Origin of the sequence: Streptomyces sp. S.PNR 29 (assembly GCF_030386795.1) — a bacterium.
Taxonomy (GTDB): Bacteria; Actinomycetota; Actinomycetes; order Streptomycetales; family Streptomycetaceae; genus Streptomyces.
In genome coordinates, this window is record NZ_JANUQM010000002.1 from 39,952 (window position 1) to 54,285 (window position 14,334).

Annotated in this window: 13 protein-coding genes; 4 read left to right on the top strand and 9 right to left on the bottom strand. The window is 68.3% G+C overall.

What is annotated here, in order from left to right; genetic code table 11:
• Positions 1-38: 38 nt before the first annotated feature.
• The 5 genes from NW895_RS04855 to NW895_RS04875 all read right to left on the bottom strand — a co-directional run bounded on the left by NW895_RS04855 (position 39) and on the right by NW895_RS04875 (position 4,269).
• Positions 39-1,352 carry a glycosyltransferase family 4 protein gene (locus NW895_RS04855; protein WP_289934003.1) on the bottom strand — a complete coding sequence of 438 codons (1,314 nt, stop codon included), beginning with the start codon at positions 1,350-1,352 and terminating at the stop codon, positions 39-41.
• Complete coding sequence (locus NW895_RS04860; RefSeq protein ID WP_289934004.1) at positions 1,349-2,572, bottom strand: MFS transporter; 1,224 nt, start codon at positions 2,570-2,572, stop codon at positions 1,349-1,351. The genes NW895_RS04855 and NW895_RS04860 overlap by 4 nt, the downstream gene beginning before the upstream one ends.
• Complete coding sequence (locus tag NW895_RS04865; protein ID WP_354670070.1) at positions 2,569-3,576, bottom strand: phosphoribosylaminoimidazolesuccinocarboxamide synthase; 1,008 nt, start codon at positions 3,574-3,576, stop codon at positions 2,569-2,571. The genes NW895_RS04860 and NW895_RS04865 overlap by 4 nt, the downstream gene beginning before the upstream one ends.
• 50 nt (positions 3,577-3,626) lie before the next feature.
• Positions 3,627-3,797: a hypothetical protein gene (locus NW895_RS04870; RefSeq protein WP_289934005.1), complete on the bottom strand. Its 171-nt coding sequence runs from the start codon at positions 3,795-3,797 to the stop codon at positions 3,627-3,629.
• Positions 3,798-3,906: 109 nt separating this feature from the next.
• Positions 3,907-4,269, bottom strand: a complete 363-nt coding sequence (locus tag NW895_RS04875; RefSeq protein ID WP_289934006.1) for a hypothetical protein — start codon at positions 4,267-4,269, stop codon at positions 3,907-3,909.
• Between the two features lie 166 nt (positions 4,270-4,435).
• Between NW895_RS04875 and NW895_RS04880 the strand changes: the two genes are divergently transcribed.
• Positions 4,436-5,434 (top strand): LuxR family transcriptional regulator, encoded by a 999-nt coding sequence (locus NW895_RS04880; protein WP_289934007.1) that lies wholly within the window; start codon positions 4,436-4,438, stop codon positions 5,432-5,434.
• Positions 5,435-5,489: 55 nt separating this feature from the next.
• Here NW895_RS04880 and NW895_RS04885 read toward each other — a convergent pair whose 3' ends face one another.
• Positions 5,490-7,139, bottom strand: coding sequence for a M4 family metallopeptidase (locus NW895_RS04885; RefSeq protein ID WP_289934008.1), 1,650 nt, complete (start codon positions 7,137-7,139; stop codon positions 5,490-5,492).
• 159 nt (positions 7,140-7,298) lie between these two features.
• On the opposite strand from NW895_RS04885, the gene NW895_RS04890 reads away from it, so the two are divergent.
• Positions 7,299-7,715, top strand: a complete 417-nt coding sequence (locus tag NW895_RS04890; RefSeq protein WP_289934009.1) for a gamma-glutamylcyclotransferase family protein — start codon at positions 7,299-7,301, stop codon at positions 7,713-7,715.
• A 49-nt stretch (positions 7,716-7,764) separates the two neighbouring features.
• Here the strand turns inward: NW895_RS04890 and NW895_RS04895 are convergent, their stop codons facing one another.
• The 3 genes from NW895_RS04895 to NW895_RS04905 all read right to left on the bottom strand — a co-directional run bounded on the left by NW895_RS04895 (position 7,765) and on the right by NW895_RS04905 (position 11,769).
• Entirely contained in the window at positions 7,765-9,972 is a 2,208-nt protein-coding gene (locus tag NW895_RS04895) for a molybdopterin oxidoreductase family protein (RefSeq protein ID WP_289934010.1), read from the bottom strand.
• Positions 9,973-10,119: 147 nt separating this feature from the next.
• Complete coding sequence (locus NW895_RS04900; protein WP_289934011.1) at positions 10,120-10,953, bottom strand: NAD(P)H-binding protein; 834 nt, start codon at positions 10,951-10,953, stop codon at positions 10,120-10,122.
• 66 nt (positions 10,954-11,019) lie between these two features.
• A complete protein-coding gene (locus NW895_RS04905; protein ID WP_289934012.1) occupies positions 11,020-11,769 on the bottom strand; it encodes an ElyC/SanA/YdcF family protein in 750 nt (249 codons plus the stop codon).
• A 213-nt stretch (positions 11,770-11,982) separates the two neighbouring features.
• On the opposite strand from NW895_RS04905, the gene NW895_RS04910 reads away from it, so the two are divergent.
• Both NW895_RS04910 and NW895_RS04915 read left to right on the top strand, forming a co-directional pair.
• A complete protein-coding gene (locus NW895_RS04910) occupies positions 11,983-12,822 on the top strand; it encodes a sirohydrochlorin chelatase (RefSeq protein ID WP_289934013.1) in 840 nt (279 codons plus the stop codon).
• A gap of 141 nt (positions 12,823-12,963) precedes the next feature.
• Positions 12,964-14,238: a deoxyguanosinetriphosphate triphosphohydrolase gene (locus NW895_RS04915; RefSeq protein ID WP_289934016.1), complete on the top strand. Its 1,275-nt coding sequence runs from the start codon at positions 12,964-12,966 to the stop codon at positions 14,236-14,238.
• Positions 14,239-14,334 lie beyond the last annotated feature (96 nt).

A 14,334-nucleotide genomic window follows, 5' to 3' on the forward strand; every position in this document is an offset into this window, starting at 1 on the left:
GTGATCCCACCGCCTTTGGCCAGATGCCCGAAAAGACGTCAAAGTCGCCGCCCCCACAGGTGATGTAGCGACTCGACGAGATTCGGAACAATGTCCCGGTCGCGCGCCACCTTCTCGTGTGCCGACTGGCAGATCTTCCGCGTCTCCTCAATCGAATAGTTGAGCGCACGCCTGATCGCGTCTGTCAGGGATCCGGCCTCGGTAGGCGCGTAGAAGAGCCCTGTCTGGCCGTCCTCTATCTGTTCGAGGAAGCCGTCGCAGGCCGGCGCTACCACGACGGGGCCTCCGTTCCTGGCCCACATGGCCACCTCGAAGGGCACGTTGGCCAACGGCTCACCGAGCGATGTGCAGGCAACGATCCGTGTCTCCTCGAGCGCACACAGGGCTCTCGGAAGCTCGCGCGTGAAGCGAGGGACAAGTGTCGCCCTGACTCCGTGCTCGGCGATGAGCCTCCGGTACTCGTCCAGGATCGGCCCCGAGTGACTGTAAGGGACTGCGACCAGCGCCAGATGCACCTGGTCCCGGAGCGGACCGAGAGCCCGAATCAGTGTGTCAACCCCCTTGATGGGGTCCGCCCGGCCAAAGGACAGAACAATCGGACGGTCAGTCGGGACACCCCACTTGGCAACGGTACGGCGCGCTTCTTCCTGACCGCACGCCTGAAGGTCGCAGCTCGCAAGATCAAGGCTGGATCGAAAAGGAATCAACCGATCCGTGCGCAGACCGTACACATCACGAAGGTGGGATGTGAAAAACTGGCCAATATCCGCCACCCAGGCGTGACGAGAACCGTTCACATGCTCAATGCATTCCTGTTCCCACGCCCTTCTCCCTGTGGTTGGCCTGGTGCCGTGAATCGCGTCCGTGCTGTACAGGGCATGGACTGTCTTGATATGAGCGCCATAGGGACGAGCGCTGTCGGCGATGTAGCGGGAAACACCGGCAAAAGGAGTGTCGACGGCGATGACGGCCAACTCATCCACTTCTTTGGAAAAACGGATCGCGGCTTCGGCAGCCTCCTTGGACAGAGCCTCCCACGTGTCGACGGACCACAGACCGGATGTCGCGCCAGAAGGCAACCCGAAGAGTCGTCCGCCCATGTTCTTGACGATGCGCTGAGCCCACAGCAGATCGTCTTCGTTGTAGGCAAGGGTCTGGCTGCCGGGTGCCGGGAAGGCGACGTCGAGGGCGAAAGAACCAAATTCACTCTCGATGTCAGCCCGACGCTTATCCATTCCCCCCAGGAGCGTCTTCGTTTGCCTGCCGATGCCGTTGGTGTTGTTGCAAACACCGTTATAGGTGCAATAAAGAATACCGCGCTTCACTTTAGTCACCTCGGACTGGTGAGTCACACCTGTAGATTCCTTGCCTGCATATCTTCCCGGCTGGGGACCAGCAACGTGGCCGAACCGCGGATCGTTCCACCCGCCACAAGAGCCAGGGCAGGCCCCAGGCCGTCGCCGAAAACGCCGGTTAGCCAATCTGCGAGGACCGCTCCGAAAATGGCCCCCGTGGGATGGGCCGTCCAGGTGAGCGTCTTCATCGTCGCCACCACTCGTCCCATGCTGGATTCGTCGACGATGGACTGACGAATGGCGGCGGCGTTGATATTCCAAACAGGCAGAAAGAAGGCTGAGGTGGCCGCAATGAGACACATCAGTGAGACCTTCGCGCCTGTCAGTGACAGCGGAACAAAGACCCATGGCGCCCCGAGCATGACCGAGCCAAGGATCATGGTGCGCGCCAGCCCGAGCGCCCTGGTGACCTTCCTGGAGGAGAGTGCTCCGAGACAGGCGCCCAGGCTTCCTGAGGTAAGAATTATTCCCAGCCACAAGGGCTCGAGCCGTAGCCCGCGGTAAACAAACACCGGAAGTACCGCCAATATGACGGCGAAGCCGAAGTTCGATGTAGTTGATTTTAGAGCGAGAGGGAGCAGCACAGCGTCTTTCCTGACCATGATCAGCCCTGCTCTTATCTCGTCCACGATCCTCGAACGAGGTTGCACTCTGAGATGTGTCTCAGGAGCCCTCGGTAGGCCAAGAACGGACACCGCGGACGTCGCGGCATTGGCAATCAGCGAAAAGGGTGCACCGAACATCTTGATGAGAAGGCCGGAGACAGCGGGTCCCATGACCTGGGAGACTGAACGGCTCGCTTCGAGACCGGCATAAGCCGTATGCGGATTCCGGGTGCCCGCAATCGCAGGGACGTAGGCCTGTACGGCGACCTCGAAGAAGACCGCAGCCGTACCGATGATGAATCCGGCAATGTACATTTGACCCAGGTGGAGCAAGTCGAACGCGGCAGCCAATGGTATCGAGGCGACACTCAGCAGGCGGATCAGGTCGGCACAGACAATCATTCGTCGGCGCGAGAATCGATCGGTCAGGGCCCCGGCGAACAGCCCTGCAAGGGGGTAGCCGAGATTGATCACGGCATTGAGTGCCCCGGCCTCGAGGGCCGAGGCATTCAGCACCAAGATCGCGATCGCAGGGAGAGCCGATTCCGCGATCTGGTCGCCCAGCATGCTGGTCGACTGGCACACAAGGAACTTGCTATAGCGTCGGCTCATCCACGGGCCGCATCAATCCAGTCCTGAATCGAATGATTCGATAGGCGCACGTATACTTCCCGATAGAGGTCTGCTGTTCTCTGGATGATCCGGCGGGGGATCTGCGGAGCAGGGAGGGAACGATTCCATCGCTGCGATGTCAACCACTCCTTGATCGCGCGCCGGTCGAAAGACAGCGGAACCTCACCAGGACGCCAGGAGCCCGCAAGCCAGAAACGACTTGAGTCAGGAGTGAGGACTTCGTCGGCCAGGGTGATCCGCCCCATCTCGTCGAAACCGAACTCGAACTTGGTGTCGGCGATGACGATGCCCCGGGTCCTGGCAATGCGGGCGGCCTGCTTGTAGAGATCGAGACTGCGTTTCCTGAGGGTATCGAAGACGTTGCGTCCCACCAGGTCGAGCGCAGCCCTGGACGAAATGTTCTGATCACCGTCCGCGCACTTGAGTGCGGGCGTGAACAGTGGCTCGGGAAAGGGGTCGGCCAACCTCATTCCCTTGGGCATTACGTCACCCCCGACTCGCCCGGTGCTCCTGTACTCGTCCCAGGCGGATCCGGTAATGTGCCCACGCACTACACATTCCAGGGGAATCATCCTGAGTTTCCTCACGACAACCGCGCGGCCGGCGAGATGGGAAATCCGGTCCGGCAGTTCCGATGCCCGCCATGCGAGCAGATGGTGGGGGGCACTGTCCAGGTTGTCCAGCCAGAACTTCGTCAGTGCCGTAACCACCAGCCCTTTGCCCGGAACCTCGTCACTGAGCACCCTGTCGAACGCCGACATGCGGTCGCTTGCTATGAGGGCGAGCTTGCCGTGCGCGCCTGGGCGGTGCGGGGGCACTACCTCGTAGATGTCACGAACCTTTCCTGACGAGCGGAACCGCAACTGATTCCTCGTTGTCTCACTCCACGGTCGCGGCATGCTCAAGCGAGGGCTCTCCCGAACGTCGGGAGCGGATATCTCAGTCACCGCCGATGCCCCCGACCGGGCCTGATGCTTCTCCATATACCGTCACCTCTGCGGATGGAAGGCGAGAATCGACTTCTTTCGGGCCGTCAGTCCCACCCCGTGGTATCCGAGTCAGAGGTGACTTCCTTGATGGCCAGAGGAACGATGGGCGCGGAAAAGTGGCGATGGTCCACGCCGTCAATCATGGCCGTCGCAACGGGCCCGGCGAGACCGAGGACGAGAGTGGTCTTCTTCATGCTCTTGTAGGTGCGGGACATGGTCGGACCTCCATGGCAGGACCAGAAGGACGGACGGGAACCGAAGAGGCGGACTGAGCGACCCTTGCCGCTCCGGATTCAGCTTCGTCGTCGCGGCTGCCGGTTGTCATCACTCGTCGCTGGCCTGATCAGGCAGTTGCATAGTCCGTCCACCGTCCGCTCCACTGAATCCCGCCTCCCGGTCGAAGAACATGCCGACCAAGGCGCCGGAACAACTCGTGACGCGGCAACCGTCCAAGGTCGGTTCCGTGCTCACGGCTCGCGTCGCAACTTCGAGTGCGGCCCTCTCGGCGCTCAACAGGGAGTGCGTCGCAACGAACAGACCAACGGTGACGGTCCCCGGCTGCGTGGTGTGCACACTGACATGGCCGATCGCATCCTCGGACGAGGCTTGGGCGAGAAACAGGTGGCTTAGCTGCTCAGGCGGGACAAAGTTATGGGGCGTAGCGATGCGGACGTGGATGAGATACATCCACCCACTCTCGGAGAGCGACACAAAGGGTGACAAGGCGCATACCAGGACGCTTTATGCGCTAGCCGGAACCGGTCATGTCCGCGGTCAGTCGCCTTGGAGTTGTTTACAACCTCTTGGCGCTCGATCATGCTTGCTTCTGCGTCCCCGAGGGGAGGGATCTGTTGTGCTGGAGACCTTGGGGCTGGATGAAACAGCTGAGAGCGTCTACCGGGCGATGCTCGGCCGACCCCAGGCCGACTTAGCCGACCTCCGAAGACACCTTGGTATCTCCGATGCATCTCTGAGGGCGGCACTCGACCGCCTCAGCGAGCTCGCCTTGGTGCGTCAAGCGCTGGATGATCCGCGATGCTTCCGGGCCGTGGATCCTGCGGTCAGCATGCAGGTTCTGGTTGCCCGTCAGGAGGAACGGCTGGCCGCAGAGCAACAGCGGGTCGAACAGACCAGACTCGCTGCCGCCAAGCTGATGGCGGACTTCGCGGCGTCCAGACCTCGAAAGCACCCCGCCGATGTCGAACAGCTCGACGGGATTGACGAGATCCGTGATCGGATCAACGTGCTGTGCCGTGAGGTGCAGAGCGAGGTGATGACGCTGGCCCCGGGCGGTGGCCAGAGCACCGCGAGTATGGAAGCCGCCAGGCCGCAGGATGCCGAGTTGCTCAGACGGGGCGTGACCATGCGGACGGTCTACCTTGACAGTGTCCGCAACGATCCGCCGACGCTGAGGTACGCGAAGTGGCTCACCGAACTCGGGGGCCACGTGCGCACGGTGCCGTCTCTGCCCATTCGCCTGATGCTCCTGGACCGCAAGTTCGCCGTCCTGCCCACGGATGGCGACAACAGTGCGGCCGGAGCCCTGATCCTTACGGGTAGCGGGGCGCTGATCGCGCTCAGCGCGTTCTTCGAAATCGTCTGGGAGAACGGCAGGCCTCTCGGAGCGCCCGCCGGTCAGCGGGACGGGCACGGTCTGACGAGCCAGGAGTCCGAAGCGCTTCGCCTCCTGGGGCAGGGCTTCACCGATGAGGCAATAGGGAAGCGGCTTGGCGTGTCGCCCCGCACGGCCCGCCGGATCGCCGCTGACCTGATGGAGAGACTGGATGCTCGCAGCCGGTTTCAAGCAGGTGCTCGGGCCGTGGCACGAGGTTGGCTTACAGGACAGGAGTAGGAGCGGCGGCCGCGCCCCGTCTCCCCGGGAGCGGCCGTCGCACGCACCGCAGTGGTCAGCCCACCCCCACCGCCTTCCAGGCCGCCCCCACAGCCCCGTACTCCGCGCTCCCCGCCCCGTACAGATCCCGCGCCGCGTTCAGCGTCGCCGTCCGGGCGCCGGCGTAGTTCGTCGTCGACGTCATGTAGACCGTCAGTGCCCGGTACCAGATCTTGCCGAGCTTTGCGCGGCCGATCCCCGGCACCGTCGAGCCGTTGCAGGTGGGGGAGTTGTAGCCGACGCCGTTCAGCGTCTTCGGGCCGCTGCCCTCGGCCAGCAGGTAGGCGAAGTGGTTGGCGACGCCGGAGGAGTAGTGGACGTCGAGCGAACCGACCTTCGAGGTCCAGCAGTCCGCCGACTTGCCGTCCTTCGACGGCTTGTCCATGTACCGCAGGGCCTCGCGGCCGAAGCCGGAGCGGACGATCTTCTCGCCGATCAGGTAGTCACCGGGGTCGGCCGAGTTGTCCGCGTACCACTCCACCAGCGTGCCGAAGATGTCCGAGGTCGCCTCGTTCAGGCCCCCGGACTCGCCCGAGTACCGCAGTGCCGCCGTCTTCGACGTCACGCCGTGCGACATCTCGTGGGCGGCCACGTCCAGCGACACCAGCGGGCCGAACGTCGTCCCGTCACCGTCGCCGTACGTCATGCAGAAGCAGTTGTCGTCCCAGAAGGCGTTGTTGTACCTGGTGCCGTAGTGCACCCGGTTGAACGAGCCCTTGCCGTCGCCCGCGATGCCGTTGCGGCGGTGGACGTTCTTGTAGTAGTCCCAGGTGACGTCCGTGCCGTACTGGGCGTCCACGGCGGCGGAGCTGCGGTCCGAAGCCGTGCCCGTGCCCCAGTGGTTGTCCGCGTCCGTGAACACCGTCGACGGCGCCCGGCTGACGCAGACCGTCCCCAGCGCGCACAGGTCCGTCTTGTTCGCCGCGTCGCCGGTGTACGTGCCCCCGCGCGTCGGATCCTTGAGCTGGTACGTCGATCCCGACAGGGTCGTTTCCAGGGGGACCTTGCCCCCGTACAGGGACTGCCCGTCGCCCGACGCCGTCTCGATGGTGTCCCAGGCGTCGATCCGATCGCCCGTGGCCGCGTCGGTCAGCACCGTGCGGGCGACCGGATTGCCGAGGGAGTCGCGGGCGACGGCGTTGGTCTGCCAGGCCAGTTTCGGAGTGCCGTGCGTGGCGTCGACGACCAGCAGGGGCTTGGCCGTGATCTTCGACAGCGTCTCGCCGAGGTGCGCGGCACGCAGGGCGTCGACCGCGAGGCCGGCCGCCTCGGGGGCCGAGAGCTTCGGGGTGATGCTCGCGAGCGAGATCGGGGTTCTCGTCGCGCGGTTCGCGGTGCGGTAGCCGCCGTTGCGGTTCAGATGGACCACGAAGTCGCCGCCGAGGACGGGGAGTTGACGGTACGTACGGTCGTAGCGGACGTGTTGGGTACCGTCCTTGTCGACCACCACGTCCCGGACGCTGGTGTCCTGCGCGGAGGTCAGACCCAGCTTCGCGGCGTGCTCCACGAGGGCCGCCGCCGCGTTCTCCAGGGCGGTGGCGCGGGTCGGAGCCGGTGCGTCGGCCGCGTCGGCGGGGGAGAGGGCGGCGGCCAGGAGGGCGGCGGTGGTGGCGGCTATGCCGGCGGTGGCGAGACGGGACCCTCGGGCGGGGCGTATCCGGCGCATCGGTCTCCGTAAGGTTGGAGTGGGTGGGGGGCGACCGCGATCTTGACTGAGATTTAAGAAGGCATGACAAGGCGGTGTCCATAGCGCGCATGTGCCGGTGTGTGAGGGGTGAGAATCGTTCCTGCAAGGCTTAGGTAGCGCTCCTGTGCAGGTGAACGCGTGCGACTCCCCTTCTTCGTCTACGGCACCCTCCGCCCCGGCGAGCCCAACCACGACCTCTTCCTGCGCGGCCGCACGTGCTCCGAGGAGCCGGGGCGGCTCAGCGGGGCGGCGCTGTACGACGGGCCCGGCTACCCGTACGTCGTGGAGGAGCCGGGCGCCGGCGTGGTGTACGGGGAGGTGGTCACCGCCCGGCCCGAGGAGTACGGCGAACTGCTCACCGCCCTCGACCGGTTGGAGGAGTACGTGCCCGGAGACCCGCGCAACCTCTACGAACGCGTCGAACGCGAGGTGACATGCGTCGCCGACGGCGGCGTCGTCCGGGCATGGGTGTACGTCGCCGCACCGGCCGTCGCGGCCCGGCTGCGGGCGCGCGGGAAGCGGATCGAGGGCGGGGACTGGCTGACGCGGCGGTGAAACGGACTGCGCATGAACGACGCCATCGGCCGGTCCGGGAACCGGCCGCCTACGACTGCACCGCCTCCAGCCGCACCGCGCACGCCTTGAACTCCGGCATCCGCGAGGTCGGGTCGAGCGCCGGGTTGGTCAGGGTGTTGGCGCGGCCCTCGCCCGGCCAGTGGAAGGGCATGAAGACGGTGTCGGGGCGGATGCCGGTGGTGATGCGGGCCGGTGCCACCGCGCGGCCGCGGCGGGACACCACCGCCACCGGGTCGCCCTCGGACGCGCCCAGCCGTGCCGCCAGCCTCGGGTGCAGCTCCACGAACGGGCCGGGCGCGGCGGCGTTCAGCTCGTCGACGCGGCGGGTCTGGGCGCCGGACTGGTACTGGGCCACGACGCGCCCCGTGGTGAGGAGGACGGGGTACTCGTCGTCCGGCTCCTCGGCGACCGCCCGGTGCGAGACGGGGGCGAAGCGGGCCCGGCCGTCCTCCGTGGCGAAGCGGTCGAGGAAGAGGCGCGGGGTGCCGGGGTGGACCCCGTCCTCGGCGACATCCCGCGCCGGGTCCTCCGGGGTCACGTCCAGCGCGGCGTCCTCGGAGTCGGCGGCATCGGCGGATGCGACGGACTCCGCGGACCCGGCGGCCCCGGCGGAGCCGTCCGGCGCCGGGCACGGCCAGAACACCCCGTTCTCCTCCGCCAGCCTGCGGTAGGTGATGCCCGAGTAGTCGGCGGGGCCGCCCGCGCTAGCCCGGCGCAGCTCCTCGAAGACCTCCTCGGGGTCGGTCGGGAAGCTCTTCTCCAGGCCCTTCTCACCGCCCAGCCGGGCGGCCAGCTCGTGCATGACCTCCAGGTCGCTGCGGACGCCCTCCGGCGGGGTGATCGCGCGCCGCCGCAGCAGCACCCTGCCCTCCAGGTTGGTCGTCGTGCCCGTCTCCTCCGCCCACTGGGTGACGGGGAGGACGACGTCCGCGAGCGCGGCCGTCTCCGACAGCACCACATCGCAGACCGCGAGGAAGTCCAGCGCCTTGATGCGCTCCTCGACATGGGCCGCGCGCGGCGCTGACACCACCGGGTTGGAGCCCATCAGCAACAGCGACCTGATGTCCGTACCCAATGCGTCGAGCAGCTCGTACGCGCTGCGGCCCGGTCCCGGCAGGCTGTCGGGGTCCACGCCCCACACCTCGGCCACGTGCCGCCGCGCCGCCGGGTCGGTCAGCTTGCGGTAGCCGGGCAGCTGGTCGGCCTTCTGGCCGTGCTCGCGCCCGCCCTGCCCGTTGCCCTGCCCGGTCAGGCAGCCGTAGCCGGACAGCGGCCGGCCCGCGCGGCCGGTGGCCAGGCACAGGTTGATCCACGCGCCCACCGTGTCGGTGCCCTTGGACTGCTGCTCGGGCCCGCGGGCGGTGAGCACCATCGCGTGCTCCGGCTCGCAGAACATCCGCACCGCCTCCCGCAGCTGCGGCACGGCCACGCCGGTGATCCGCTCCACGTACTCCGGCCAGTGCGCCATGGCCGCGGCCCGGGCGTCCTCCCAGCCGGCGGTCCGCTCCTCGATGTACGCCTCGTCCGTGCGCCCCTCGGCCACGACCAGGTGCAGCATGCCCAGCGCCAGTGCCAGGTCGGTGCCCGGCCGGGGCGCCAGGTGCAGGTCGGCCTGCTCGGCGGTCTTCGTGCGGCGCGGGTCCACGACGATCAGCTTGCCGCCGTTGTCCTTGAGCTCGTTGAAGAAGCGGAGCGAGGGCGGCATGGTCTCCGCGAGGTTCGAGCCGACGAGGATCACACAGCCGGTCTTCGGGATGTCCTCCAGCGGGAACGGCAGCCCGCGGTCCAGGCCGAACGCCTTGGTGCCGGCCGCCGCGGCCGACGACATGCAGAACCGCCCGTTGTAGTCGATCTGCGAGGTGCCGAGGACGATCCGCGCGAACTTGCCCAGCGAGTACGCCTTCTCGTTCGTCAGCCCACCCCCGCCGAACACGCCGACCGCGTCCGGCCCGTGCTCCGCCCGCGTGCGCGTGAGGCCCTCGGCGATCCGGTCCAGCGCCTCGTCCCAGGAGGCGGGCACCAGCGTGCCCTCGGAGCGCACCAACGGGGAGGTCAGCCGCACCCGGGACGAGAGCACCGCCGGCGCCGTACGGCCCTTGCCGCACAGCGCACCCCGGTTCACCGGGAAATCCGCGCGCTCGGTCACCTCGACGGTCCCGTCGGCGGCGGGCGTCAGATTCATCCCGCACTGCAGGGCGCAGTACGGGCAGTGCGTGGGCGTCGCGGAGTTCTGCATGCCTTCCACAGTGCGTCGTACGTGTTACGTGCTGTGACGGCTCTTTGTTACGCCGCCGGGACGGTGACCTCCCCGCGGTGCGCCGACGGCCGTGAGGTCGGCCGGTGTCACTTGCACGTTCTTCGTCACCAGGGGACAGCGGGCGTCTCAGCGGAATGCGGCGGTATTCTCCGAAACCCACTGGTGGAATCGCCTGGCAGGGGAGCCGGTGACCCGCGAGACCGTGTCGCGCACCTTCAGAAGCTCGTCGTTGACGTCTCCGCCTGTCACATCGAGCACCGCATCCGCGGCCTCGTCTCCCAGGAACGCGGCCATGTCGCGGTGGGCCTCCTCCCGGCTGATCTCGGCGAACGGCACCTCCCGCTCCAGGGCTGCGGATATGGCCATAACCTGCTGCCGGGCCGTCACCAGCTCCGGGCCGGTCAGGGCATACGTCCGGCCTTGGTGACCGGACTCCGTCAGCGCCACCCGCGCAACTGACGCGATGTCCGCCGGGTGGATCGTGGGGAGCCCGATGTCCGCATACGGCACCCGGACCGGTTGGTGCTCGCGGATGGACGCCGCCCACCACAGGGCGTTCGAGGCGAACTGCGTCGGCCGCAGAATCGTCCAGGCCATGCCGCTGCCCTTGAGGAGTCGCTCGACAGCCAGGTTCTCGTCGGCGGGGCCGAGGTGCGGATGGGTCTGGGCGGTAATGGACGACACCAGCACCACGTGCTCCACGCCCGCCTGCCGGGCGGCATCGAGGATGTCGGCATCCGAACCCATCCGCGACAGGAGAAACAGCGAGCGCACCCCTTCCAGTGCAGGCTTCAGTGAAGCCATGTCGGCGAAGTCACCCTCAACCGCCTCGACCCCCTCGGGGAGTGAAGCTCGCTCAGCGTCACGGGTGAGGCCCCGTAAGGGCCCGCCATCGCACGCATGCAGCTCCTGCAGGAGAGCACTTCCTATGTTCCCGGTGGCGCCTGTCACGAGAATCATGAGCGCCTTCTCCCCTCGCCTGGTGATCAGCTGGAGGACACGCTAGAAGCTCAATCGCGCTTCAGGTCAAGGAGAGTCCTGACCAGAACCCACCCCAGCGCGACCGGTGGCATCGCCGGGCGCGGTCGCCTGTTCACCCGTGGCCAGCGCCCGCCGCACCCCCGGCTCCTCGGGCCCGAGGAACCGCGGATCAGGCCGGAACACGGCGTCCAGGGCGGCCTTGCCCGCCGCGAAGATCTCCCGAGCACCGCCGTAGTACCAGGTCGCGTCGTGCTTGGCGTCGACCCCGACGCCGTACGACGTCACGCCGGCCGCCTGGCACAGCGCCACCGCACGCCGGATGTGGAAGCCCTGGCTGATCAGAACCGCCCGGTCGACCCCGAAGATCTTCCTGGCCCGGACGCAGGAGTCCCAGGTGTCGAAGCCCGCGTAGTCGCTGACGATCCGCCCGTCGGGCACACCGTGCCGGGTCAGGTACGCGCGCATCGCGTCCGGCTCGTCGTAGTCCTCGCGGCTGTTGTCGCCGGTGACCAGCACCACCTCGATGCGGCCCGCCCGGTACAGCTCGGCCGCCGCGTCCAGGCGGTGCGCGAGGTACGGCGACGGCTCGCCCTCCCACAGTCCCGCGCCGAAGACGACGGCGACCTCGGTGCGGGGCACGTCGGCCGTGGAGCGCAGCCGGTCGCCCGTCGCCACGTACAACCATGTCGCCGGCAGCAGCGCCAGTACGCACGCGGCCATCACGGCCTGCACCAGCCGCCGCTGCCCCGCGCGGGTGCGCGGAAAGCGGGGTCTGCCCAGTCTCAGGCGGCCCATCGGACGGTCCCTCCCCCGGTCGGCGATTCGACAGTCAGGGACGCCGTGTCAGGCGGTCCGGTTCACCCGAGCCTCTGTGACCAGGTTCACTCGGACCGCGAAACCGCAGGTCACCTCACCTCACACACCCGATGCACCCCACCGTGAACCGCCGGAAAAGACCCGTGACGCCCGTGCAACGGGGCGGCAACCTCCCGCCGCCACCATCGGTGCATGACGGCCCACCTGGACAGTACGGCGCACCTCATGAACCGGATCAGCAGCCAGCTCGCCCGCCGGCTCAGCACCGTCTCGCTCGACGGGCGACGCCGCCCGGCACCGCCCGCCCTGGTCGTCGTGGCGCACGGCAGCCGCGACCCGCGCGCGCTGAGCACCGTCCGCGCGCTCCTCGACCGCGTCCGCGAACTGCGCCCCGGCCTGCCCGTGCACCTCGGACACATCGAGCTGAACGAGCCGCTCCTCCCGGACACCCTCGCCGCCCTCAAGGACTCCGCGGCCGTCCTCGTGCCGCTGCTGCTCAGCCGCGGCTACCACGTCAAACAGGACATCCCCGAGATGGCCGCCGCCGCACCGGCCCGCACCCGCGTGGCCGCCCCGCTCGGCCCGCACCCCCTCCTCGTGGAGACCCTGCACGCCCGCCTCGTCGAGGCCGGCTGGCGCACGCCCCTGGACGACGCCACCCGCCGGGCCACCGGAGTCGTCCTCGCCGCCGCCGGCTCCCGCGACCCCGAGTCCAGGGTCGACACCGGCCGCACCGCCCGACTGCTCGCGGAACGCCTCGGCGTCCCCGTGGTCCCCGCCTACGCCTCCGCCGCCGCACCGACGGTGCCCGACGCGATACGGGCCCTGGCTTCCCGGGGTCGCGATCGCATCGCCGTAGCGTCGTATTTCACGGCCCCGGGCCGCTTCGCGACCGAGTGCGCGGAAGCGGCCCCGTGGATCGCGGCGGCACCCCTGGGCACCCACCCGGCGATGGCCCGACTGGTACTGCACCGCTACGACCAGGCACTGGCGACCCCGGCCACGACGGAACCGGCACTGGCATCGGCTTGAAGCCGACGGTGACGGTGACGCCCCAAGGGGCGCGGGGCTTGTCAATGTGCGGCTCCGCCGCGTGGGCGCGAAGGGCCACTCGGACCCGCACGCCGCCCCAAAACCGAACCCGGCAGACGAAGAGGCGCTTACTGTCGAGGAATGGAAGGCACCGCACCCCTCCCCGGCTACGACCCGACGTCGGTCGAACGCTGGGCCCCCGAACCCGACAAACGCCCCGGCCGCACCGCCTTCCAACGCGACCGCGCCCGGGTACTCCACTCCTCCGCGCTCAGAAGACTCGCCGGCAAGACCCAGGTGGTCACCCCGGGTGAGCGCAGCACGGCCTGGGACCCCAGCCCCCGTACCCGCCTCACCCACTCGCTCGAATGCGCCCAGGTCGGCCGGGAACTCGGTGCCACCCTCGGCTGCGACCCCGACCTCGTCGAGGCCGCCTGCCTCTCCCACGACCTCGGCCACCCGCCCTTCGGCCACAACGGCGAAGAGGCCCTCAACGAGTTCGCCGACGACTGCGGCGGCTTCGAGGGCAACGCCCAGTCGCTGAGGCTCCTCACCCGCATCGAACCCAAACGGTTCACCGCCGAGGGTTCCGTCGGCCTCAACCTCACCCGCGCCGCCCTCGACGCCGCCACGAAGTACCCGTGGCCGCGCGGCGCCCACCCCACCGACCCGGGGTCCAGGAAGTTCGGCGTCTACGAGGACGACAGGCCCGTCTTCGACTGGGTCCGCAAGGGCGCCCCCGGCACCCGCACCTGCTTCGAGGCCCAGGTCATGGACTGGTCCGACGACGTGGCGTACTCCGTGCACGACGTCGAGGACGGGCTGCACGCCGGCCACATCGACCCCAACTGCCTGCACGCCGAGCCCGAACGCCAGGCGGTGTTCCAGGTCGCCATCGGCCGGTACGTGCCCGCCGGCACCGACCCCGGGGAGCTCGCCGAAGCCCTCGACCGCCTCATGGACCAGGAGTGGTGGCCGCACGGCTACGACGGCTCCGCGGTCGCCCAGGCCCGCCTGAAGGACGCCACCAGCCAGCTCATCGGCCGCTTCTGCCTCGCCGCCGAGGGCGCGACCCGGGCGGCGTACGGCAGCGGACGGCTCAGCCGGTACGCCGCCGAACTCGTCGTCCCCAGAAGCACCCGCATGGAGTGCGCGGTCCTCAAGGCCGTCGCCGACCGGTACGTCATGCAGCGTGCCGAGCAGGAGCGGCTCCGCGCCGACCAGCGGATCGTGGTCGCCGAACTGGCCGAGGCGCTCACCGCCCGCGCCCCGGACGGCCTCGACCCCCAGTTCCGTGCCCTGTTCGACCAGGCCCCCGACGACCGCGCCCGCAAACGGGTGATCGTCGACCAGATCGCCTCCCTCACCGACCTCTCGGCAAGATCGCTTCATGCCCGTCTGACCGGGCAGGCGTGACACTGGGAACAACACGTGTGGCGCAAGACAACCCGAAGGTGACCCTCCGTGGCCTGATCGGGCCACTCCCTCTTCCCGCATCACGCTCCGTGCGGG